This window comes from Seonamhaeicola sp. MEBiC01930, from assembly GCF_045277075.1.
In the GTDB taxonomy this organism is placed as follows: Bacteria; Bacteroidota; Bacteroidia; order Flavobacteriales; family Flavobacteriaceae; genus Seonamhaeicola.
In genome coordinates this window covers 1,839,197-1,854,391 of record NZ_CP104270.1, presented here as the reverse complement: position 1 = coordinate 1,854,391, position 15,195 = coordinate 1,839,197, and the positions used below count along the sequence as shown (strand labels likewise).

The 15,195-nt window shown below is 30.9% G+C and carries 16 protein-coding genes and 1 tRNA gene; 6 read left to right on the top strand and 11 right to left on the bottom strand.

Annotation, left to right across the window (positions count from 1 at the left end):
- The first annotated feature begins 14 nt into the window (after window positions 1-14).
- Entirely contained in the window at window positions 15-749 is a 735-nt protein-coding gene (locus tag N1F78_RS08120; protein WP_406682659.1) for a Bax inhibitor-1/YccA family protein, read from the top strand.
- Here N1F78_RS08120 and N1F78_RS08115 read toward each other — a convergent pair whose 3' ends face one another.
- The 3 genes from N1F78_RS08115 to N1F78_RS08105 form a co-directional block, all read right to left on the bottom strand.
- Entirely contained in the window at window positions 750-1,226 is a 477-nt protein-coding gene (locus N1F78_RS08115) for a hypothetical protein (protein ID WP_406682658.1), read from the bottom strand.
- Between the two features lie 114 nt (window positions 1,227-1,340).
- Window positions 1,341-2,795 carry a M56 family metallopeptidase gene (locus N1F78_RS08110; RefSeq protein WP_406682657.1) on the bottom strand — a complete coding sequence of 485 codons (1,455 nt, stop codon included), beginning with the start codon at window positions 2,793-2,795 and terminating at the stop codon, window positions 1,341-1,343.
- A 2-nt stretch (window positions 2,796-2,797) separates the two neighbouring features.
- Window positions 2,798-3,160 carry a BlaI/MecI/CopY family transcriptional regulator gene (locus tag N1F78_RS08105; RefSeq protein WP_406682656.1) on the bottom strand — a complete coding sequence of 121 codons (363 nt, stop codon included), beginning with the start codon at window positions 3,158-3,160 and terminating at the stop codon, window positions 2,798-2,800.
- Window positions 3,161-3,299: 139 nt separating this feature from the next.
- On the opposite strand from N1F78_RS08105, the gene N1F78_RS08100 reads away from it, so the two are divergent.
- Window positions 3,300-3,806, top strand: coding sequence for a DUF456 domain-containing protein (locus N1F78_RS08100; protein WP_406682655.1), 507 nt, complete (start codon window positions 3,300-3,302; stop codon window positions 3,804-3,806).
- Between the two features lie 286 nt (window positions 3,807-4,092).
- Here the strand turns inward: N1F78_RS08100 and N1F78_RS08095 are convergent, their stop codons facing one another.
- The 4 genes from N1F78_RS08095 to N1F78_RS08080 form a co-directional block, all read right to left on the bottom strand.
- Window positions 4,093-4,767 (bottom strand): response regulator, encoded by a 675-nt coding sequence (locus N1F78_RS08095; protein ID WP_406682654.1) that lies wholly within the window; start codon window positions 4,765-4,767, stop codon window positions 4,093-4,095.
- Window positions 4,768-4,779: 12 nt separating this feature from the next.
- Window positions 4,780-6,615, bottom strand: a complete 1,836-nt coding sequence (locus tag N1F78_RS08090) for a tetratricopeptide repeat protein (RefSeq protein ID WP_406682653.1) — start codon at window positions 6,613-6,615, stop codon at window positions 4,780-4,782.
- A 109-nt stretch (window positions 6,616-6,724) separates the two neighbouring features.
- Entirely contained in the window at window positions 6,725-6,871 is a 147-nt protein-coding gene (locus tag N1F78_RS08085) for a hypothetical protein (RefSeq protein WP_406682652.1), read from the bottom strand.
- 415 nt (window positions 6,872-7,286) lie between these two features.
- Window positions 7,287-8,294 carry a LacI family DNA-binding transcriptional regulator gene (locus N1F78_RS08080; RefSeq protein ID WP_406682651.1) on the bottom strand — a complete coding sequence of 336 codons (1,008 nt, stop codon included), beginning with the start codon at window positions 8,292-8,294 and terminating at the stop codon, window positions 7,287-7,289.
- Between the two features lie 146 nt (window positions 8,295-8,440).
- Between N1F78_RS08080 and N1F78_RS08075 the strand changes: the two genes are divergently transcribed.
- On the top strand, window positions 8,441-10,942 hold the full coding sequence (locus tag N1F78_RS08075; RefSeq protein ID WP_406682650.1) for an outer membrane beta-barrel protein: 2,502 nt from the start codon (window positions 8,441-8,443) through the stop codon (window positions 10,940-10,942).
- Between the two features lie 168 nt (window positions 10,943-11,110).
- Here the strand turns inward: N1F78_RS08075 and N1F78_RS08070 are convergent.
- The 3 genes from N1F78_RS08070 to trxA all read right to left on the bottom strand — a co-directional run bounded on the left by N1F78_RS08070 (window position 11,111) and on the right by trxA (window position 12,671).
- Window positions 11,111-11,184: transfer RNA gene (locus N1F78_RS08070), tRNA-Asp, on the bottom strand.
- A 120-nt stretch (window positions 11,185-11,304) separates the two neighbouring features.
- On the bottom strand, window positions 11,305-12,234 hold the full coding sequence (locus N1F78_RS08065) for a DUF58 domain-containing protein (RefSeq protein WP_406682649.1): 930 nt from the start codon (window positions 12,232-12,234) through the stop codon (window positions 11,305-11,307).
- Between the two features lie 119 nt (window positions 12,235-12,353).
- On the bottom strand, window positions 12,354-12,671 hold the full coding sequence (gene trxA / locus N1F78_RS08060; RefSeq protein WP_147767679.1) for a thioredoxin: 318 nt from the start codon (window positions 12,669-12,671) through the stop codon (window positions 12,354-12,356).
- A gap of 373 nt (window positions 12,672-13,044) precedes the next feature.
- On the opposite strand from trxA, the gene N1F78_RS08055 reads away from it, so the two are divergent.
- The 3 genes from N1F78_RS08055 to N1F78_RS08045 are packed head-to-tail and all read left to right on the top strand — an operon-like array spanning window position 13,045 to window position 14,219.
- A complete protein-coding gene (locus N1F78_RS08055; protein WP_406682648.1) occupies window positions 13,045-13,476 on the top strand; it encodes an SRPBCC domain-containing protein in 432 nt (143 codons plus the stop codon).
- Window positions 13,466-13,804 (top strand): ArsR/SmtB family transcription factor, encoded by a 339-nt coding sequence (locus N1F78_RS08050; RefSeq protein ID WP_406682647.1) that lies wholly within the window; start codon window positions 13,466-13,468, stop codon window positions 13,802-13,804. The genes N1F78_RS08055 and N1F78_RS08050 overlap by 11 nt, the downstream gene beginning before the upstream one ends.
- The gene (locus N1F78_RS08045) at window positions 13,791-14,219 is read left to right on the top strand and encodes a hypothetical protein (RefSeq protein WP_406682646.1); all 429 of its coding nucleotides are present in this window, start codon (window positions 13,791-13,793) and stop codon (window positions 14,217-14,219) included. Before N1F78_RS08050 ends, N1F78_RS08045 begins: the two co-directional genes overlap by 14 nt.
- A 41-nt stretch (window positions 14,220-14,260) precedes the next feature.
- On the opposite strand, the gene N1F78_RS08040 is transcribed toward N1F78_RS08045, so the two are convergent.
- Window positions 14,261-15,121 carry a hypothetical protein gene (locus tag N1F78_RS08040; protein ID WP_406682645.1) on the bottom strand — a complete coding sequence of 287 codons (861 nt, stop codon included), beginning with the start codon at window positions 15,119-15,121 and terminating at the stop codon, window positions 14,261-14,263.
- Window positions 15,122-15,195 lie beyond the last annotated feature (74 nt).

The window sequence follows — 15,195 nt, the reverse complement described above, 5'->3', positions numbered from 1 at the left end:
TTAGTTTTAGATTCATGAAACTTTTAGACAAAACTTCCAATCCGGCTTTTACAAATTATTTCTTTGGAGATGATAGTGATGATTCTAAAACCATGACTGTTTTCGGCATTTTTAAAAAGTCCATACTTTCCATACTAATTATCATAATTATTTCAATAGGCGTTTGGAAGCTATACAGTGACGGAACAAATATTAAATGGTATTCTATTGGAGGCATGTTGGCTGCCATCATTATTAGTATAATAATTTCGGTGCGTCAACATTGGGCTCACATCCTGGTACCTCTTTATGCGATTGCAAAAGGATTTTTTTTAGGCGGTATGAGTGCTTACGCTCACAAACATTTTCCAAATTTACCTTATCAAGCCATTGGAATTACTATGATAACGTTTTTGATTATGCTCATTCTATATCAGACCAGAATTATAGTTGTTACAAAAAAACTTAAGAGTGTTATTATTACCGCTGCTACCAGTATTTTTGTTATCTATATAATTTCTTGGGTTTTAAGCTTCTTCGGGATAAAAGTGTTTATTTGGGGAACCTCATGGCCTGCTATTATTTTTAATATTCTTGCCGCTATATTTGCCTCTTTATCATTGCTATTAGATTTTGATTATATTGAAAGGCACAAGAACAAATCGGCTAAATACAAAGAATGGTTAGCAACTTGGGGGCTATTGGTAACTCTTGTTTGGTTATACGCTGAAATATTAAGATTAATGCGAAAATTGGCTATTCGGTTTTAGCTATTCAACATTTATAGCAATAGGCAGATTAAACTGTGTTTTTACTTGCTGACCTCGTTTTATAGCCGGATATATTTCAGGCAGAGAATCGAGGCTTTTTACAATTAAATCTTCAATATTCGGTATTTCTTCTATGGTGAGGCTATCCATTTCTGTTTCAAGTAAGTTTAAAGCCCCTGCTTCTGTAATTTGAAACTTTAGCTGTATAGTATCATTAATATCTTGGGTTACAACAATAACTTCTTGCTCTAAGGATTCAATAATTTGTTTTTTTATAAAATACTGAAAACAATACATTTTTTCATGCTTTTCACTTAATGAATCGCACATAGAAAATGACGGATAAACATCAACTTCTTTCCAATTAAAGGTTTTTAATTCTTCATTTAAAATTGCTTCAGATGAAGTTTTTTTTACGTCGAAATAATTGCAAGAAGCAAGCAATAACATTAGCAAAAAAACGAGAGGGTACTTCATGGATTAAAACTGTACCCGAAAAGTACGATTTTTTTGGTTTTTATATTCACTTAAACCATAAAAACCGAAGTTAGAGCTTCGGTTTTTAGTTGACACTAAGGTATTGTTGCAAAATTATTTATCAACTTCTGACTTATTTTCAACCACATCAAAAATAATGGGCAAAATATATGGCACATTTACCACTTTACCTTTATGTTTACCAGGAACCATTTTTGGCAATAGAGATATAACTCTTTTAGCCTCTTCTTCCAAAGCAGGGTGAGGTGCTCTAGCCTTTATTCCTGTCACGTTACCTTCCATATCAATTTTAAAGATTACACTAATACGTTGTCTGCCAGTTAAATTATACTCATTTGCTAGTTTAGTATTAAAGTTTTTGTTTACAAAACTGCTTATTCCTTTAACCATACATGCTTTGCGCTCATCATTGTTTGATAAATCTTCACACCCTGTAAAGGCAGGAACTTCTTCAATAACCGCGAATGGCACTTCAAACTCATTAGCACTTCCGTTCATTCCAACTGAAACTTTCCATGGGCTTGAATTATCTTTAGAAAAATTTACGTTTTCCAATAATTTCAACAAACTATTTTTTTCCTCATCAGTGAGTTTACCTTCCTTGGCATTCATTGACACTTTTAATGATTCAATCTGTTCTGAAATTGATAATTCTTCTGTTGAATTTTTCTCTTGACTATTAGCGCATGACGTGTAAATAAGCATAGTCATTACCATAGGAACTAATAGCACATACTTTAATAAATTAATTTGTTTTGATCTTGATTTTGTTAACATAACGATTCGTTTTTTGATTAATGATTGTTTAAAAAATGGATTGATGAATGATATTTTTTTTGTTTCAAAAACCTGTGATAACAAGTTTTGGTAATAGGCTTCTTTATTCTTAGGATTAACAGCATGGGCATCAGCTATAAACTCATGAAGCTCTATAATCCTTTTCTGATACATATAGATTAATGGATTGAACCAAAAGACAATTTTTAGTATTTCAAACAGTAATAAATCTGCAGAATGGTACTGTTTTACATGTACCATTTCATGTTTTAAAATGGTTTTTTTATCATCCTTATCTATCAATTCTCCTAAAAAAATATATTTAAAAAATGAAAAAGCTGCACCACTATTTAGGAGATTAACTATATAAAGATTTTCAACTTTTCGCTTAGGGCTTTTCCTAACCAACACATTCATTTTAAGTATATTATATACAAATAAAGCAATGGCGGCTGTGGCACCTAAAAAGAAAAACATTTCCAAAGTCCAAAACGATTTTTGAGAAATAACAACTGGATCTAAAGCCATAGCGTTTGTATTATATTGCTGATCATTTCCTAAAAAAACTTCGGGTAAAGCAATAATATAATCTGTTGGCAATACATTTTTTAGACCTTCGATCTTTATTAAAGGAATTAATAATGATAATACTATAGTTCCCAACAAATAAGCTCTGTTCCAATTAAAAAAGGTTTCTTTCTTTAAAAAGAAATCATAAACCATTAAAAAGAACAGCTGAAAAGCAATGGTCTGAATTATATATTGGAACATGTTTACGAGTCTTTTTTATTTATTTCATTTAGCACGGATTCTAAGTCTTTCATACTCATATCGTTTTTCTTCATAAAAAAGGACACCATACTTTTAAAGGAACCCTGAAAATAATTGTCTACCAATTTATTGATAGATTGATTACTATAATCTTGTTTTTCTACAATAGGAAAATAAACGTGGCCCTTACCTTGTTTTTCATAACCAACAAAACCCTTACTTTCTAATATTCTAACTATTGTAGACACCGTATTATAAGCTGGCTTAGGCGCTACAATTTCATTAATAATTGCTTTAACATTGGCCCTTTTTAATTGCCAAAGTATTTGCATAATGTCTTCCTCTGCCTTTGTAAGTTGTTTCATTTTATTAACTATTTTAGTTTTCAACTAAAAACTTAGTTTCAACAAATATAACTAAATATTTAGTTTTAACTAATTTTTTAGTTATAAATGTAACATTTGTTTGTATATTTCGTCAAACCCATACATATAAAACTTATTTATGGATATTATCTTATTGCTTATTGCCTCCCTATTTATGATTTTAGGTCTTATCGGCAGCTTTTTACCTGTACTCCCAGGTCCTTTAACTAGTTGGGTTGGTTTACTTATTCTTCATTTAGCCAACACAGTACCAATGAATAAATCTTTTCTAATAATTACCTTAATTATTGCTATTCTAATTTGGGTATTAGATTATATTATTCCAGCCATTGGCACTAAACGTTTTGGCGGTACTAAATATGGCATGGTTGGTACTTCCATCGGCCTTATTGTAGGACTCATTGCTCCTATTCCATTTGGAGTTATAATTGGACCATTTGTTGGCGCCTATCTTGGTGAATTACTTAACAAAACCGAATCTAAAACTGCTATGAAAGCCGCTTTTGGATCTTTTATTGGTTTTTTAACTTCGGCTTTTATAAAGTTTATTGTAGCTATAATATACCTAGGATTATTTTGTGGTATAGTATGGGATAACAAAGACGCTATCTTTTCATTTACTTAAATTTAGAGCACTTTACTACCCTTATAAAAGAAGTGACCCTGTGGGTCTCTCACCTCCACAGGGTCTGTAAATTGCTATTATCAACAAAAAAAATTGAGGGATTATTAATTTTTTTGAAGTGTTGACTATCAAATTTAATTCTTTTTACCGACTTTAAGATGCGGAAAAACCGTAACTGAGTTACGGTTTAATAGTAGTTCTTAGATATCATAACGGTTAACCAATTTTAAAAAACAAGAAAAAAACTTAAACTAATTCTTAATTTGTAAATGAAGAAAGACTCTGGCTACACAAAACCTTTTTTCCTTGCTTCACTCAGTAAAGTTTCATCCTGCCCATCTTCAACAGAAAACAACTCCTTTAACTGTTTTTTACGTTTCTCAACAGCACTTAGAGAAATGTCTAAATGAGTAGCCAAATTTTTAGTTTTAATTCCTTGAGACAAAAGGTGTAAAATTTTTCTGTTTTTTTCATCTATTACAATATCACTAGTAATAGATTTTCTAATATGGCTATTTACAGTACCACTATAAAAAGGCGGGTTATTTAAAACAGCTTGAAATGCACTGGCAAGTTCATTAGAAGTTAGATCACTCTTAATCAAAAAACCTTCAGGATCAATATTCTTTATTATATTATGTATTCTAAATGATTCATTAAACATAGTTAGAATAATAATTTTTGCATCAGGCAAAACTTTCCTAGCATATTCAGCCAAATCTTCACCGGAACTCATTGACCCATCTGATGATGGTGGTAAACTAATATCAACAAATAATAAATCATAGAGCCATTCATTACTAATAGCCTTATTCATATATGAAATAGCCTCATCACAATTGTTGGCAATATCAATAAACAACTCTTGGTGCTCCTTTTTTGTGAATTGTAATGTGTTTTGATAACCTTCAATAATCATTGGGTGGTCATCAATCATTAAAATTTTAATCTTTTCAGTCATTTAAATATGTCGTTAGGGTATTGGGACTTCAATAATAACCGCAGTTCCTTCTTCTTTTTTTGAGTTAATATTTAAGGTTCCGCTAATTTCATTAATTCTTGAATTCATGTTTTTCAGGCCAATTCCAGACTTAGCTTTGTTAACATCGAATCCAGAACCATCATCTGTAATTGTTAAGCAAATTACATTATTTTTTAATTTAAAGCTAATAACAACATAGGTTGCCTTGGCATGTTTATAAATGTTATGAAGTATTTCTTGTGTTATTCTATAAATATGAATTTTCTTTTTATTTGAAACACTATCCCAATTAATATCATCATCATGCTCTAGTTTATATTGAAGTTTATAGGCTATGGTTTGAGTTTCAACAAGTGTTTTAATGATATCTATAAACCCAGAACCCGAAACAAAATCAGTATTTAATTCATGAGATACTTTTCTAATATCTTCTTCAATAGATTTTAATTGTTCAATATACTGACCTCTTGTACGTATAGCCTCTGTTGTATTATTAAAATTTAAACTATCTAAACTCAATCGTGTACCAAATAAACGTCCTAAAACACCATCATGTAATTCCTCAGAAATTCGCTTTTTCTCAAGTGTTCTTGCCTCTTCAACACTTTCATTTTGAGATAACATCAGGTTGTAAATTTCCTCGTTAGTTTCTTGTTGTTTTTGTACAAACTGAAGTTCTTTATTCTTGTTTCTTTGCGCTATTACCAAATACAACAGGAATGACGCTATAATGACAACTACAGAGATTATCAATAGCCACATGCGCTCTTTAGCTATTTGTATGTTTTCTTGTTCTATTTGGTCTGTTTCAAATCGAATTCTGGCAAATTTATTTCTAATAGCTCTTTCATGTTTTAACAAACTATCGTTTATCCTTACATAATCTTTTAAATGTTGTGCAGATTTCTCACCTTCTTCTATTCTTGACAGTAATAAAAGGGAAGTCAAGTAATCTTCGTTATGATAGTTTTCCGATATATCCTTAGCCCTGTAACCATAAAATTTAGCAGAATCTTTAATATTAAGATCATTATAATATTCCGCTATATGCTGATTAATAATAATAGAATTGTAACCCCCAGGGCTTGCATTCTCCGCTATATTTAAGGCCTTAAAATATAGCCTAGGTAGTTGTTTTCTATTATTAGATAAATATAAAGTATGTGCATAATTATCTAAAATTAAAGCATAGGCCTGCGGCCGTTCATATAATAAGCTATCATCATCCAAAATCTCCTTATATTTCTCCATAGCCATGTCATAGTCTCCAGATTTTTTATAAGATAATGCTAAATTATTACTAGAATTTTGAAGGGTTGCCTTATTATTACCTTTTAATCGTTTCTTTAATTCAATAGCTTTATTATAATAAGAAATAGATTCTTCGTACTGTTCTAATTGTCCAAAAGCCAATCCAAGACTATTATAAATATAAGATTTATATCTTATGACTTTATCTGTCTGCTTTAATGATTCTAATAATGATATAGCTTCAAACGAAGTTACCTCCGAACCTGTAAAATCCTTCTCATCCCTCTGAATATCGGCAATTCCATATAAAGTTATTGCAGTTCTATACTTGTCCTTTTTACTTTTATAAATTTTTTCAGCTTTCTGATAATGATAATAGGCACTATCTCCTAAAGAATTATATCTATAAAGTTCTCCAATTTGGTAATGTGCATTGGCAATTAGTAAGGAGTCAGTAGTTTTAGAATTAAGAATTACTTTTTGAATAGAATCAATATTACTTAAATCTCTAGCACTTTGACTATAAATAGAACAGAAGAAGAATAAAACTACTAAGGAAGAAAAATTAAATTTCAAAAAAATACAGATTAACTATTTACTCAAAAGTATTTATAATTATTTAAACAAAAAACTCATTACAAATTGTAATGAGTTTTTTAACAATAAATATTTTGGTTTAGTTGTTTTAGTCCGATAAACCTCCACCTGTATAAGGTCTAAATTGAGCTTGTGAGTCTATTAAAATATCATCCTCATTTAAATCTTGCTTAGTACAAGATGTAAAAGATGCAAAAATAACAGCAATAATTAAAGTAATTTTTAGGGCTTTCATATTATTTCGATTTAAGGTTAAATTATATTTTCTCTATATTAAATTTTAAAAAAAAAATCTTCATACTAAGATTCTGAAAAAATCAAAATCTCTGTTGAGGGAAAATGGATAATTAACTTGAACCGAACGCATAAAAGCGTACAGATTATAACTTTATTTTTTTGAGGGAATAGACCAGTTAAACAGCCTAACTAAATGGATTAATTTACTTAATGCGCTGAGGGGAAAATATTATGCTCATTAAGCTTTGACTAAAGTAGATGTAAGAACCAATGCAAAAACAAAATAATCGACAAAAAGCATTTTTTAACGTTGAAATACATCGTTAAACGGTAATTTCACCAAAACACAATAAATCAGCTATCAATACATGTGTAAAGGACTACAATTAAAATTTACCAAAAATTAGAGTTATTTATTTCAACGTAGATTTAGCTTGTACCAAACTAGTCTTTACAATCTTTGTTTTAACATCTTCATTTAAATGCATATTCTCTAATCTATGAATAAGCATTTTTGCCGCATTAGCCCCAATAACCTTTGCATGTTGCCTAATGGTAGTCAATCTTGGCAGGGCATGATCAGCATCAGATTTACTAGCAAACCCAATTACAGACATTTCTTTAGGTACTTTTACCCCTAAATTAACTGCTGCATTTATTGCTATGATTCCAGATGAGCTATCTGCTGCTATAACAGCATCTATATTTTTATTTTTTTTAAGAAACGATTTTATTTTCTTTTGATGATCGTCCTTCTTTTTAATCTTTAAGATTAATAATTCTTGCTTCTGGTTTTCTAAAATGGCTTTAGCATAACCTCTCTCTCTTAATTTCCCAACACTAATACCCTGAATATTACTTACAAAAGCTATTTGCTTTCTGTTTTCCGTAATTAAATCTTTTGTGGCATTATAGGTTGCATTAAAATCATCAACAATAACTTTATCACATAATACATCATGAGCTACCCTATCAAACATTACTATTGGCAATCCTTGACTAATAGTTCTTCTAAAATGCTCAACCTCATTTTTCATTTGGGTTTCTTCAGCAACACATAAAATAAAACCATCAACACTACCGTTAGCCAAAATTTGCAAACTTTCTTTCTCCTTCTCTAAGGATTCATTTGATATACATGTAATTATATTGTAGCCTAATTTAGTAGCCTCTCTTTCTATACCAAAAAGCACTTTAGCTAAGAAATGATTCAATATATTAGGTATAATTACACCAATGGTTTTGGTCTTATTCTGTTTTAAGCTTAAAGCTACCTTATTTGGTTTATAGTTATATAGTGCTGCTAATTCTTTAACACGTCTAACAGTATCCTCTCCTATTTCCTCACTATTATTTAAGGCCTTAGAAACCGTAGAAATTGAAACATTTAACTCTTTTGCCAGTTGTTTTAAAGTAACCATACTTATAATCCCAAATTTTTCTGAAACGCAATTTACAAAATTAGTTTATGAAGCGTCTTATTATTTATATCTATAGTGTTAAATCTCTTTAGCTAACCCTAAATATAACTATCTTTGGGTTCTTTATAAAACAAGCTTCTTAAAACATGAAACACCTTGCCATAATTGTTCTTATAACAATTATTACTAGTCAAAATTTATTTAGTCAGGTTACCGGAAAAGTTATAGACAAAAATTCTAATGCCCCCTTAGAGTATGCTACTGCAGCTTTATATTCTCAAAACACTAACACTTTAGTAACTGGCGTAATTACCAACCAAAAAGGAATTTTTAATATTGAAACTGATAAAAAGGGCGAGTTTTATCTAGAAGTATCATTTATAGGTTATGAAACTTTAACTATTGAATCTATTAAAATTAAAGACCAACCCGTTTCTTTAGGCACCATAGCTCTTGATATTGGTAAAAATGAACTAAATGAAGTTGTAATTACTGGTGAAAAAGCTACCGTAGTTAATAAAATTGATCGTCAAGTTTTTAACACCAAAACATTTCAAAATACAAAAGGCGGATCCGCTACAGATGTTATTAAAAACTTACCATCAGTTAGTGTAAATGCTCTAGGAGATATAAGCGTTAGAGGTAGTTCTGGTTTTGTAATGTTACTTGATGGTAAACCCATTCAAGGCAATGCTTCTACATTTTTAAATCAACTTCCTGCAAATACTGTTGAACGTATTGAGGTTATTACAGCTCCTTCTGCAAAATATGACCCAGAAGGGAAAGCAGGTATTTTAAATATCATTACAAAAAAAGGGAGTGCTAATGGCAATTTTGCCCAAATAAACATTAACTCAGGTTTTCCTTCCATAGAAGATTATAACAATAAAGAAAATACTAAACGCTATGGAATTGATGCTACGTATAACATAAGAAAAGATAAATGGAATATTTCCATAGGAGCAAATTATCAACGCAAGGACATTAGTGGACGACGCGAAGGTGATGTATGGACTATTGTTGATGATGTTTATACAAGTTTTCCTTCTGATGGAGAACGTAGCTTTGATGAAGAAAACTACTCTGGTAGGTTTACTGTAGACTACATTCCTAATACTAACAATGAATTTTCATTAGGGTTTTATGCCGGTAAACGTGAAAAAGCCAGAACTGCAGATATACTTTACAACAATATGGCTTACCCTGTAGATGACGAAGACAATACTATTTTTGAACTCACTTATTTCAATGAAAACTTAAGAATACGCAAAGGAGACTTTGTTTTAGGTAGTATAGATTATAGGCATACTTTCAATAACAAATCTAAATTTTCTACATCTCTTTTATATGAATACACCTTACTAGGCGGACCAACAACAAACCGTAATTTAGAATACCCTAATACCGAAGTTTTAATCCAAGATGAATATAATACTAACGATAATCCATTAAATGGATTTAGAGCACAATTAGACTATACTATAAAACCACTTTCATTTGGTACTCTTGAAACAGGTTATCAATTCAGAACCCTTGACAATAGAGGTGATTTTTATTATGGAAGACGTACAGATTATAATGATGCGTTTACTCAAGTAGATGACTTTTCAAATGATATTGATTTAATTAGAACAATCCACTCAGGTTATTTACAATTGAACGGACAAAAAAGTAAATGGGAATATGCCTTAGGCTTAAGGCTTGAAATTTTAGACAGAGAATTAATACTTTCTGACAAAGCAGGAACTTATGCTGAAACATTAAACTACAATTACGAAAAATTATTTCCTTCAGGTACTTTACAATACAACTTTAATGATAAAACTACACTAAAAACGGCTTATAGTAAACGTGTTGAAAGACCATCAGCTTTTAAGTTAAACCCATTTAGAGAGCGTGAGCATTCTGAGACTCTGGAACAAGGAGACAAAATTTTACTACCAGAGTTCATAGATTTGGTAGAATTGGGTATTACCAAAAAGCTCAACAAAGGCAACTCCATTTTTGCTACCGCATATTTTAGAAATGTAGAAAACTTAGTAAATAGAGTAAATCAAATTTATGATGGTCCTGTTATAGATCCAGAAGACCCTAGGTTTAATAATGTAGTTTTAGATCGTATTTATTCTAATGTAGGTACGGGGCGCTCAATTGGTTTAGAACTTGGTTTACAACTAAAACCAACTACTAAATGGAACAATTTTATTGGTGCAAATATTTACAACTTTAACATTGATGGTTTTTATGATGGAGAAGTTATTGATAGCAATGCTACTCAATATTCCCTGAATGCTAATAGCACCTATAACTTCTCTAATACCAGTTCACTACAGTTTACATTTAATTACCTATCTGAAAGGGAAACGGCACAAGGAAAAGATTCAAGATTTTATTCACCTAATTTAAGTTTTAAAAAGAGCTTTTTAAATAATCAATTAGTAGCTACACTTCAATGGCAAAATATTGATATGGGAATTCTAGATACTAACGAACAACGTATTACAACCTCCAGACCTAACGCCTTTTTCACTACAACAAACTATGTGTACGAAGTTGATATGGTAATGTTAAACCTTTCTTATTCATTTAACAGCAATAAAAGTAAGGCTAATTTTATTGATAGTGAGTTTGGTAAAAAAGAGTTTTAAAGTGATTTAAAACAAAAAAGCATCCCAATTTTCTTCACAGAAAAAAGGAAAGCTTTCCATTGGTTTAACTACTTAAACCTTTGATAAACACAAGGTTTATCAAACAACACAACTTCTTTAAAGTGCCAAAAAAAGCCTTAAGGTTGTTAAGGCTTTTAGCAATTCTTGCGGTCTGGACGGGACTCGAACCCGCGACCCCCTGCGTGACAGGCAGATATTCTAACCAACTGAACTACCAGACCGTTGCATGATTGCGGATGCAAATATACACGCCTTTTTTAATATGTCAAATCTTTTTTAAAGTTTTTTAATATTAGTTTTTAGTTTTAACCACTTCTTTAATTAGAGGTTTGAAAAACTAACTATGCAAACTTCTGACGCTCTACCATATAAGTGGTTAATATATGATTAAAACTATCATTAATATCCGCTTCAACATATTTAATTTTATATTGAACACACTTTAATTTAAGTGCAGAAAAATAAGCCTCAACTCTTTTACTATAATTGTGCTTTACACTATCTGCATACAAATTAATATACTCTCCTGTTTCAACATCAATAAAACGCTTTGGCGTGTTATCAAAATTAAAAGCATATTCCTTTTGCTTGTCAAAAACATGAAACAAAATCACTTCATGCTTATTGTACTTTAAATGACGTAAAGCCTCAAACAGCCTTATTTCATCTTCACTAGTTTGAAACATATCTGTAAACAAGAAAATCATGGAGCGCTTATGTATTTTCTCTGCTATCTCATGTAAATATGTATACGTTTCAGTTTCTTTATTTAAATTTTTACTTATTACCGTTTCACTAAGCTGATTTAAAAGCATTTGATGATGACGTTCACTACCCTTTTCTTGAGCATAAAAATCGTAACTATCGCTATAAATACTTAAGCCTACAGCATCTCTTTGTTTCTTCAGCATTTGCATTAATGCCGCTGCAGCTAAGGCTGAAAAAGCAATTTTATTCAGATTATCTATTGAAAAATTAGACATCTCAGGGTAATGCATAGAACTACTATTATCAATAATAATATGACACCTTAAATTGGTTTCATCATCATACCGTTTAGTATATAATTTATCTGTTTTAGCATATAGCTTCCAATCAATATGTCTTGTACTTTCTCCTCTATTATAAATTTTATGTTCTGCAAACTCTGAAGAAAACCCATGAAAAGGGCTTTTATGCATACCAGCAATAAAACCTTCAACTACTTGTTTTGCAAGTAAGCCTAATCCATTAAAACCTTCGGCCTTATTTAATTCCTGACGTAAATTCATTTACAGATTATTTATCTTTTAAAACAGCAATTTGCTCTATGCAATTTTCTCATCAACTAAAATAAAAAAAGGTTTGCCATTACAGCAAACCTTCCTCATTTTCTTTTTTTATAAAAATACTACAAAAGTGATTCTATAGCTTCAGTATAAGAGTTTTTAGGTGCTACACCTACTTTTCTATCAACAACTTCACCATCTTTAAACACTAATACAGTAGGTATATTTCTAACGCCATATTTAGCTGCAAACTCCTGATTATTATCAACATCTACCTTTCCAACTACAGCTTTTCCTTCGTATTCACCACTTATTTCTTCAATAATAGGCCCAACCATTCTACATGGCCCACACCAAGCCGCCCAAAAATCCACCAATACTGGTTTATCACTTTTCAAAACCGTTTCTTCAAACGTTGCATCTGTTATCTCTAATGCCATAATATATCTTTTTAATATTCTTAATTAATTTAATAACACAAAATTAGTCAAAAAAAATACGAATACTTACAAACTAACAATTTGTTTTATTTATAACGTCATTATCTCGTTTTATATTCATAAAAATGACTCATTACCTTAATAATTACCCCTAATATAATGTGATAAAATTAATCTTTATATTTTTCTTTAGGGCGCATTTACTTGGTAGTTGGGCTATCCGTTAAATCTTTTTTTAACCTCAAAAAAGGATACCACTGCTATCCCTTGCACGAAGAAATTTCAAACAAGCAACCAAAAAGTTGCTTGTTTAAGATATTTGATTTAATTTAGCAACCATTAAGTTGCATATAAATCAAAAAAACGAATAATTATGAATGATGTTATTAAAAAAGAAGTGGTATTTAACCATCCTATAGACCAAGTATGGAACGCAATAACCAAAGCAGAAGAAATCTCTACTTGGTTTATTCCAGCCGATTTTAAGGCTGAAAAAGGATACAAATACCTATTCACTTCTCCGCCAAACGAAAAAGGCTGCACCACAATAGGTGGTGAAATATTAGAAGCTAAGCCTTATGTGTTAGTTTATACATGGGTAGTTGGTGGCACTGAAACCGAAACCACTGTTAAATGGGAATTAAAATCTACTTCAGAGGGAACAAAGCTTACATTAGAGCATTCGGGCATCACAAATTACGCAGGTGAAACAGCCATTGCCATGTTTGAAAGTTTTAATGGAGGCTGGAACAATTGCATTAATGATTTAACCAGCTACCTAAAAAAAGAAGTAAATGCAGGATAAAATAAATAAACTATTTAAAGCAATAGCAGACCCTACAAGACGTGATATTTTTCATGCCTTGGTAATTGCTACATCAGCACTATCAATCACTCAAATATCTAATCAATTTGAAATGACTCGCCAAGGGGTCACAAAGCATATTAAAACCCTTCAAGAAGCTGGCCTGGTGCATATTATACCTCAAGGACGTGAACGCTTTTGTAACGCCAACCCCAAAGAATTACAGGAAGTTAATAAATGGTTGAAGTTCTATGAGCAATTCTGGAACAATAAACTTAACGCTCTTGAAGATTATCTAAATAACAGCTCTACTAATGAAAATTCTTAAAGACTATTCCATTAAAATAATTGTTAATACAAGCTCCCAAAGCGTTTTTAACGCTCTAAACGAGGGTATGAATAGTTGGTGGGGAGAGATTAGTAATGCAAATTTTAATCAAGACGGACAATTTACTATCACTTTTGAAAATGGTTATTGGTGGACGTTTAAGATTATAGAATACTCACCAAACTCAGAACTCATTTGGAAATGTATAGACGGTGAACCCGAATTTAATAAAGAATGGATTGGACATGTATTGCATTGGAAAATATTTGAACAAGACACTAAAACTATAATAGATTTTCAGCAAATTGGTTTAACACCAAAACTAGAATGCTATGATATTTGTTCATCTACCTGGAATATGTTTTTAACAGAAAAGCTTAGAGAAAACCTAAACCAACAAAAAGAGCCGTCTTAAGGCAGGACGACTCTTTTATCAATTAGGGCTTAATTAATCAGTTATTTTTTTCTCTTTTTTCTTAACTCAACCTCAGTTACAGTACCATCCGTTGCTGTTTTAATAGCAACATTATCACAGGTACCATCTCCATAATCTAAAGTAGATGTTCCTTCAGGGGTTGTATAAGTTTTAATACCAGAAGCAATATATCTACATTCTGCTGGCTTTACTAAAGCTGTTGTAATTTCCATACTATATGTATTTCCTGCTGCATCAGTATAAGTTGATGCTCCTGTAATGGTTTTTTCATCATCATAACATGTATCTGTATCTCCTCCTGCAGTAATTTCAACAGTTCTATTGCCTACTTTAGTATAGGTTCCTTCATCGGTTTCAACTGTAATATTTGTTGTACCATCCATTTGAGGGTTACCATTTGAATTTTCTTCTACAAAAGTATATTGTTTAGTACCGTTTACTAAGTAACCATTAACGCTAACATCTGTAAAGGTTACTGTTTTAGTTTTGGTAGCATCACCAATCTCTCTTACTTTGGTAATAGTTCCAGTAATTACATTACCATCACTATCCTCACATTCACCATTAAAAGTAATTGTAACGGTGGCTAGTGAATCTGTAACTTCAACTACAATGTCTGCACAATTCTTAAAAAATCTAGAACGACCATATTTGTCACCACTTTTAGAAGTTATTGTAGAACTACTTTTTGAAGTAGAAACACCATAAACACTCTCAGAATAAAGTGCTATATCATCTAACACAACTTCAGTTTCCTCAATAGCAGCTTCAGAAGCAGCAGATAGGGTAATTGTTTCGTTTAAATTGTCTTGGGCTCCTTCATTATCACATGCTACAAATAATAATGAAAGTAAAAAAGTTAAACTTAAAATCTTTTTCATAATATAAAATAGGTTTTTAATTAATTCAATAATAGAACAAGTGAGTTTTGAAAATTCCTACCCTAAAAACGAAA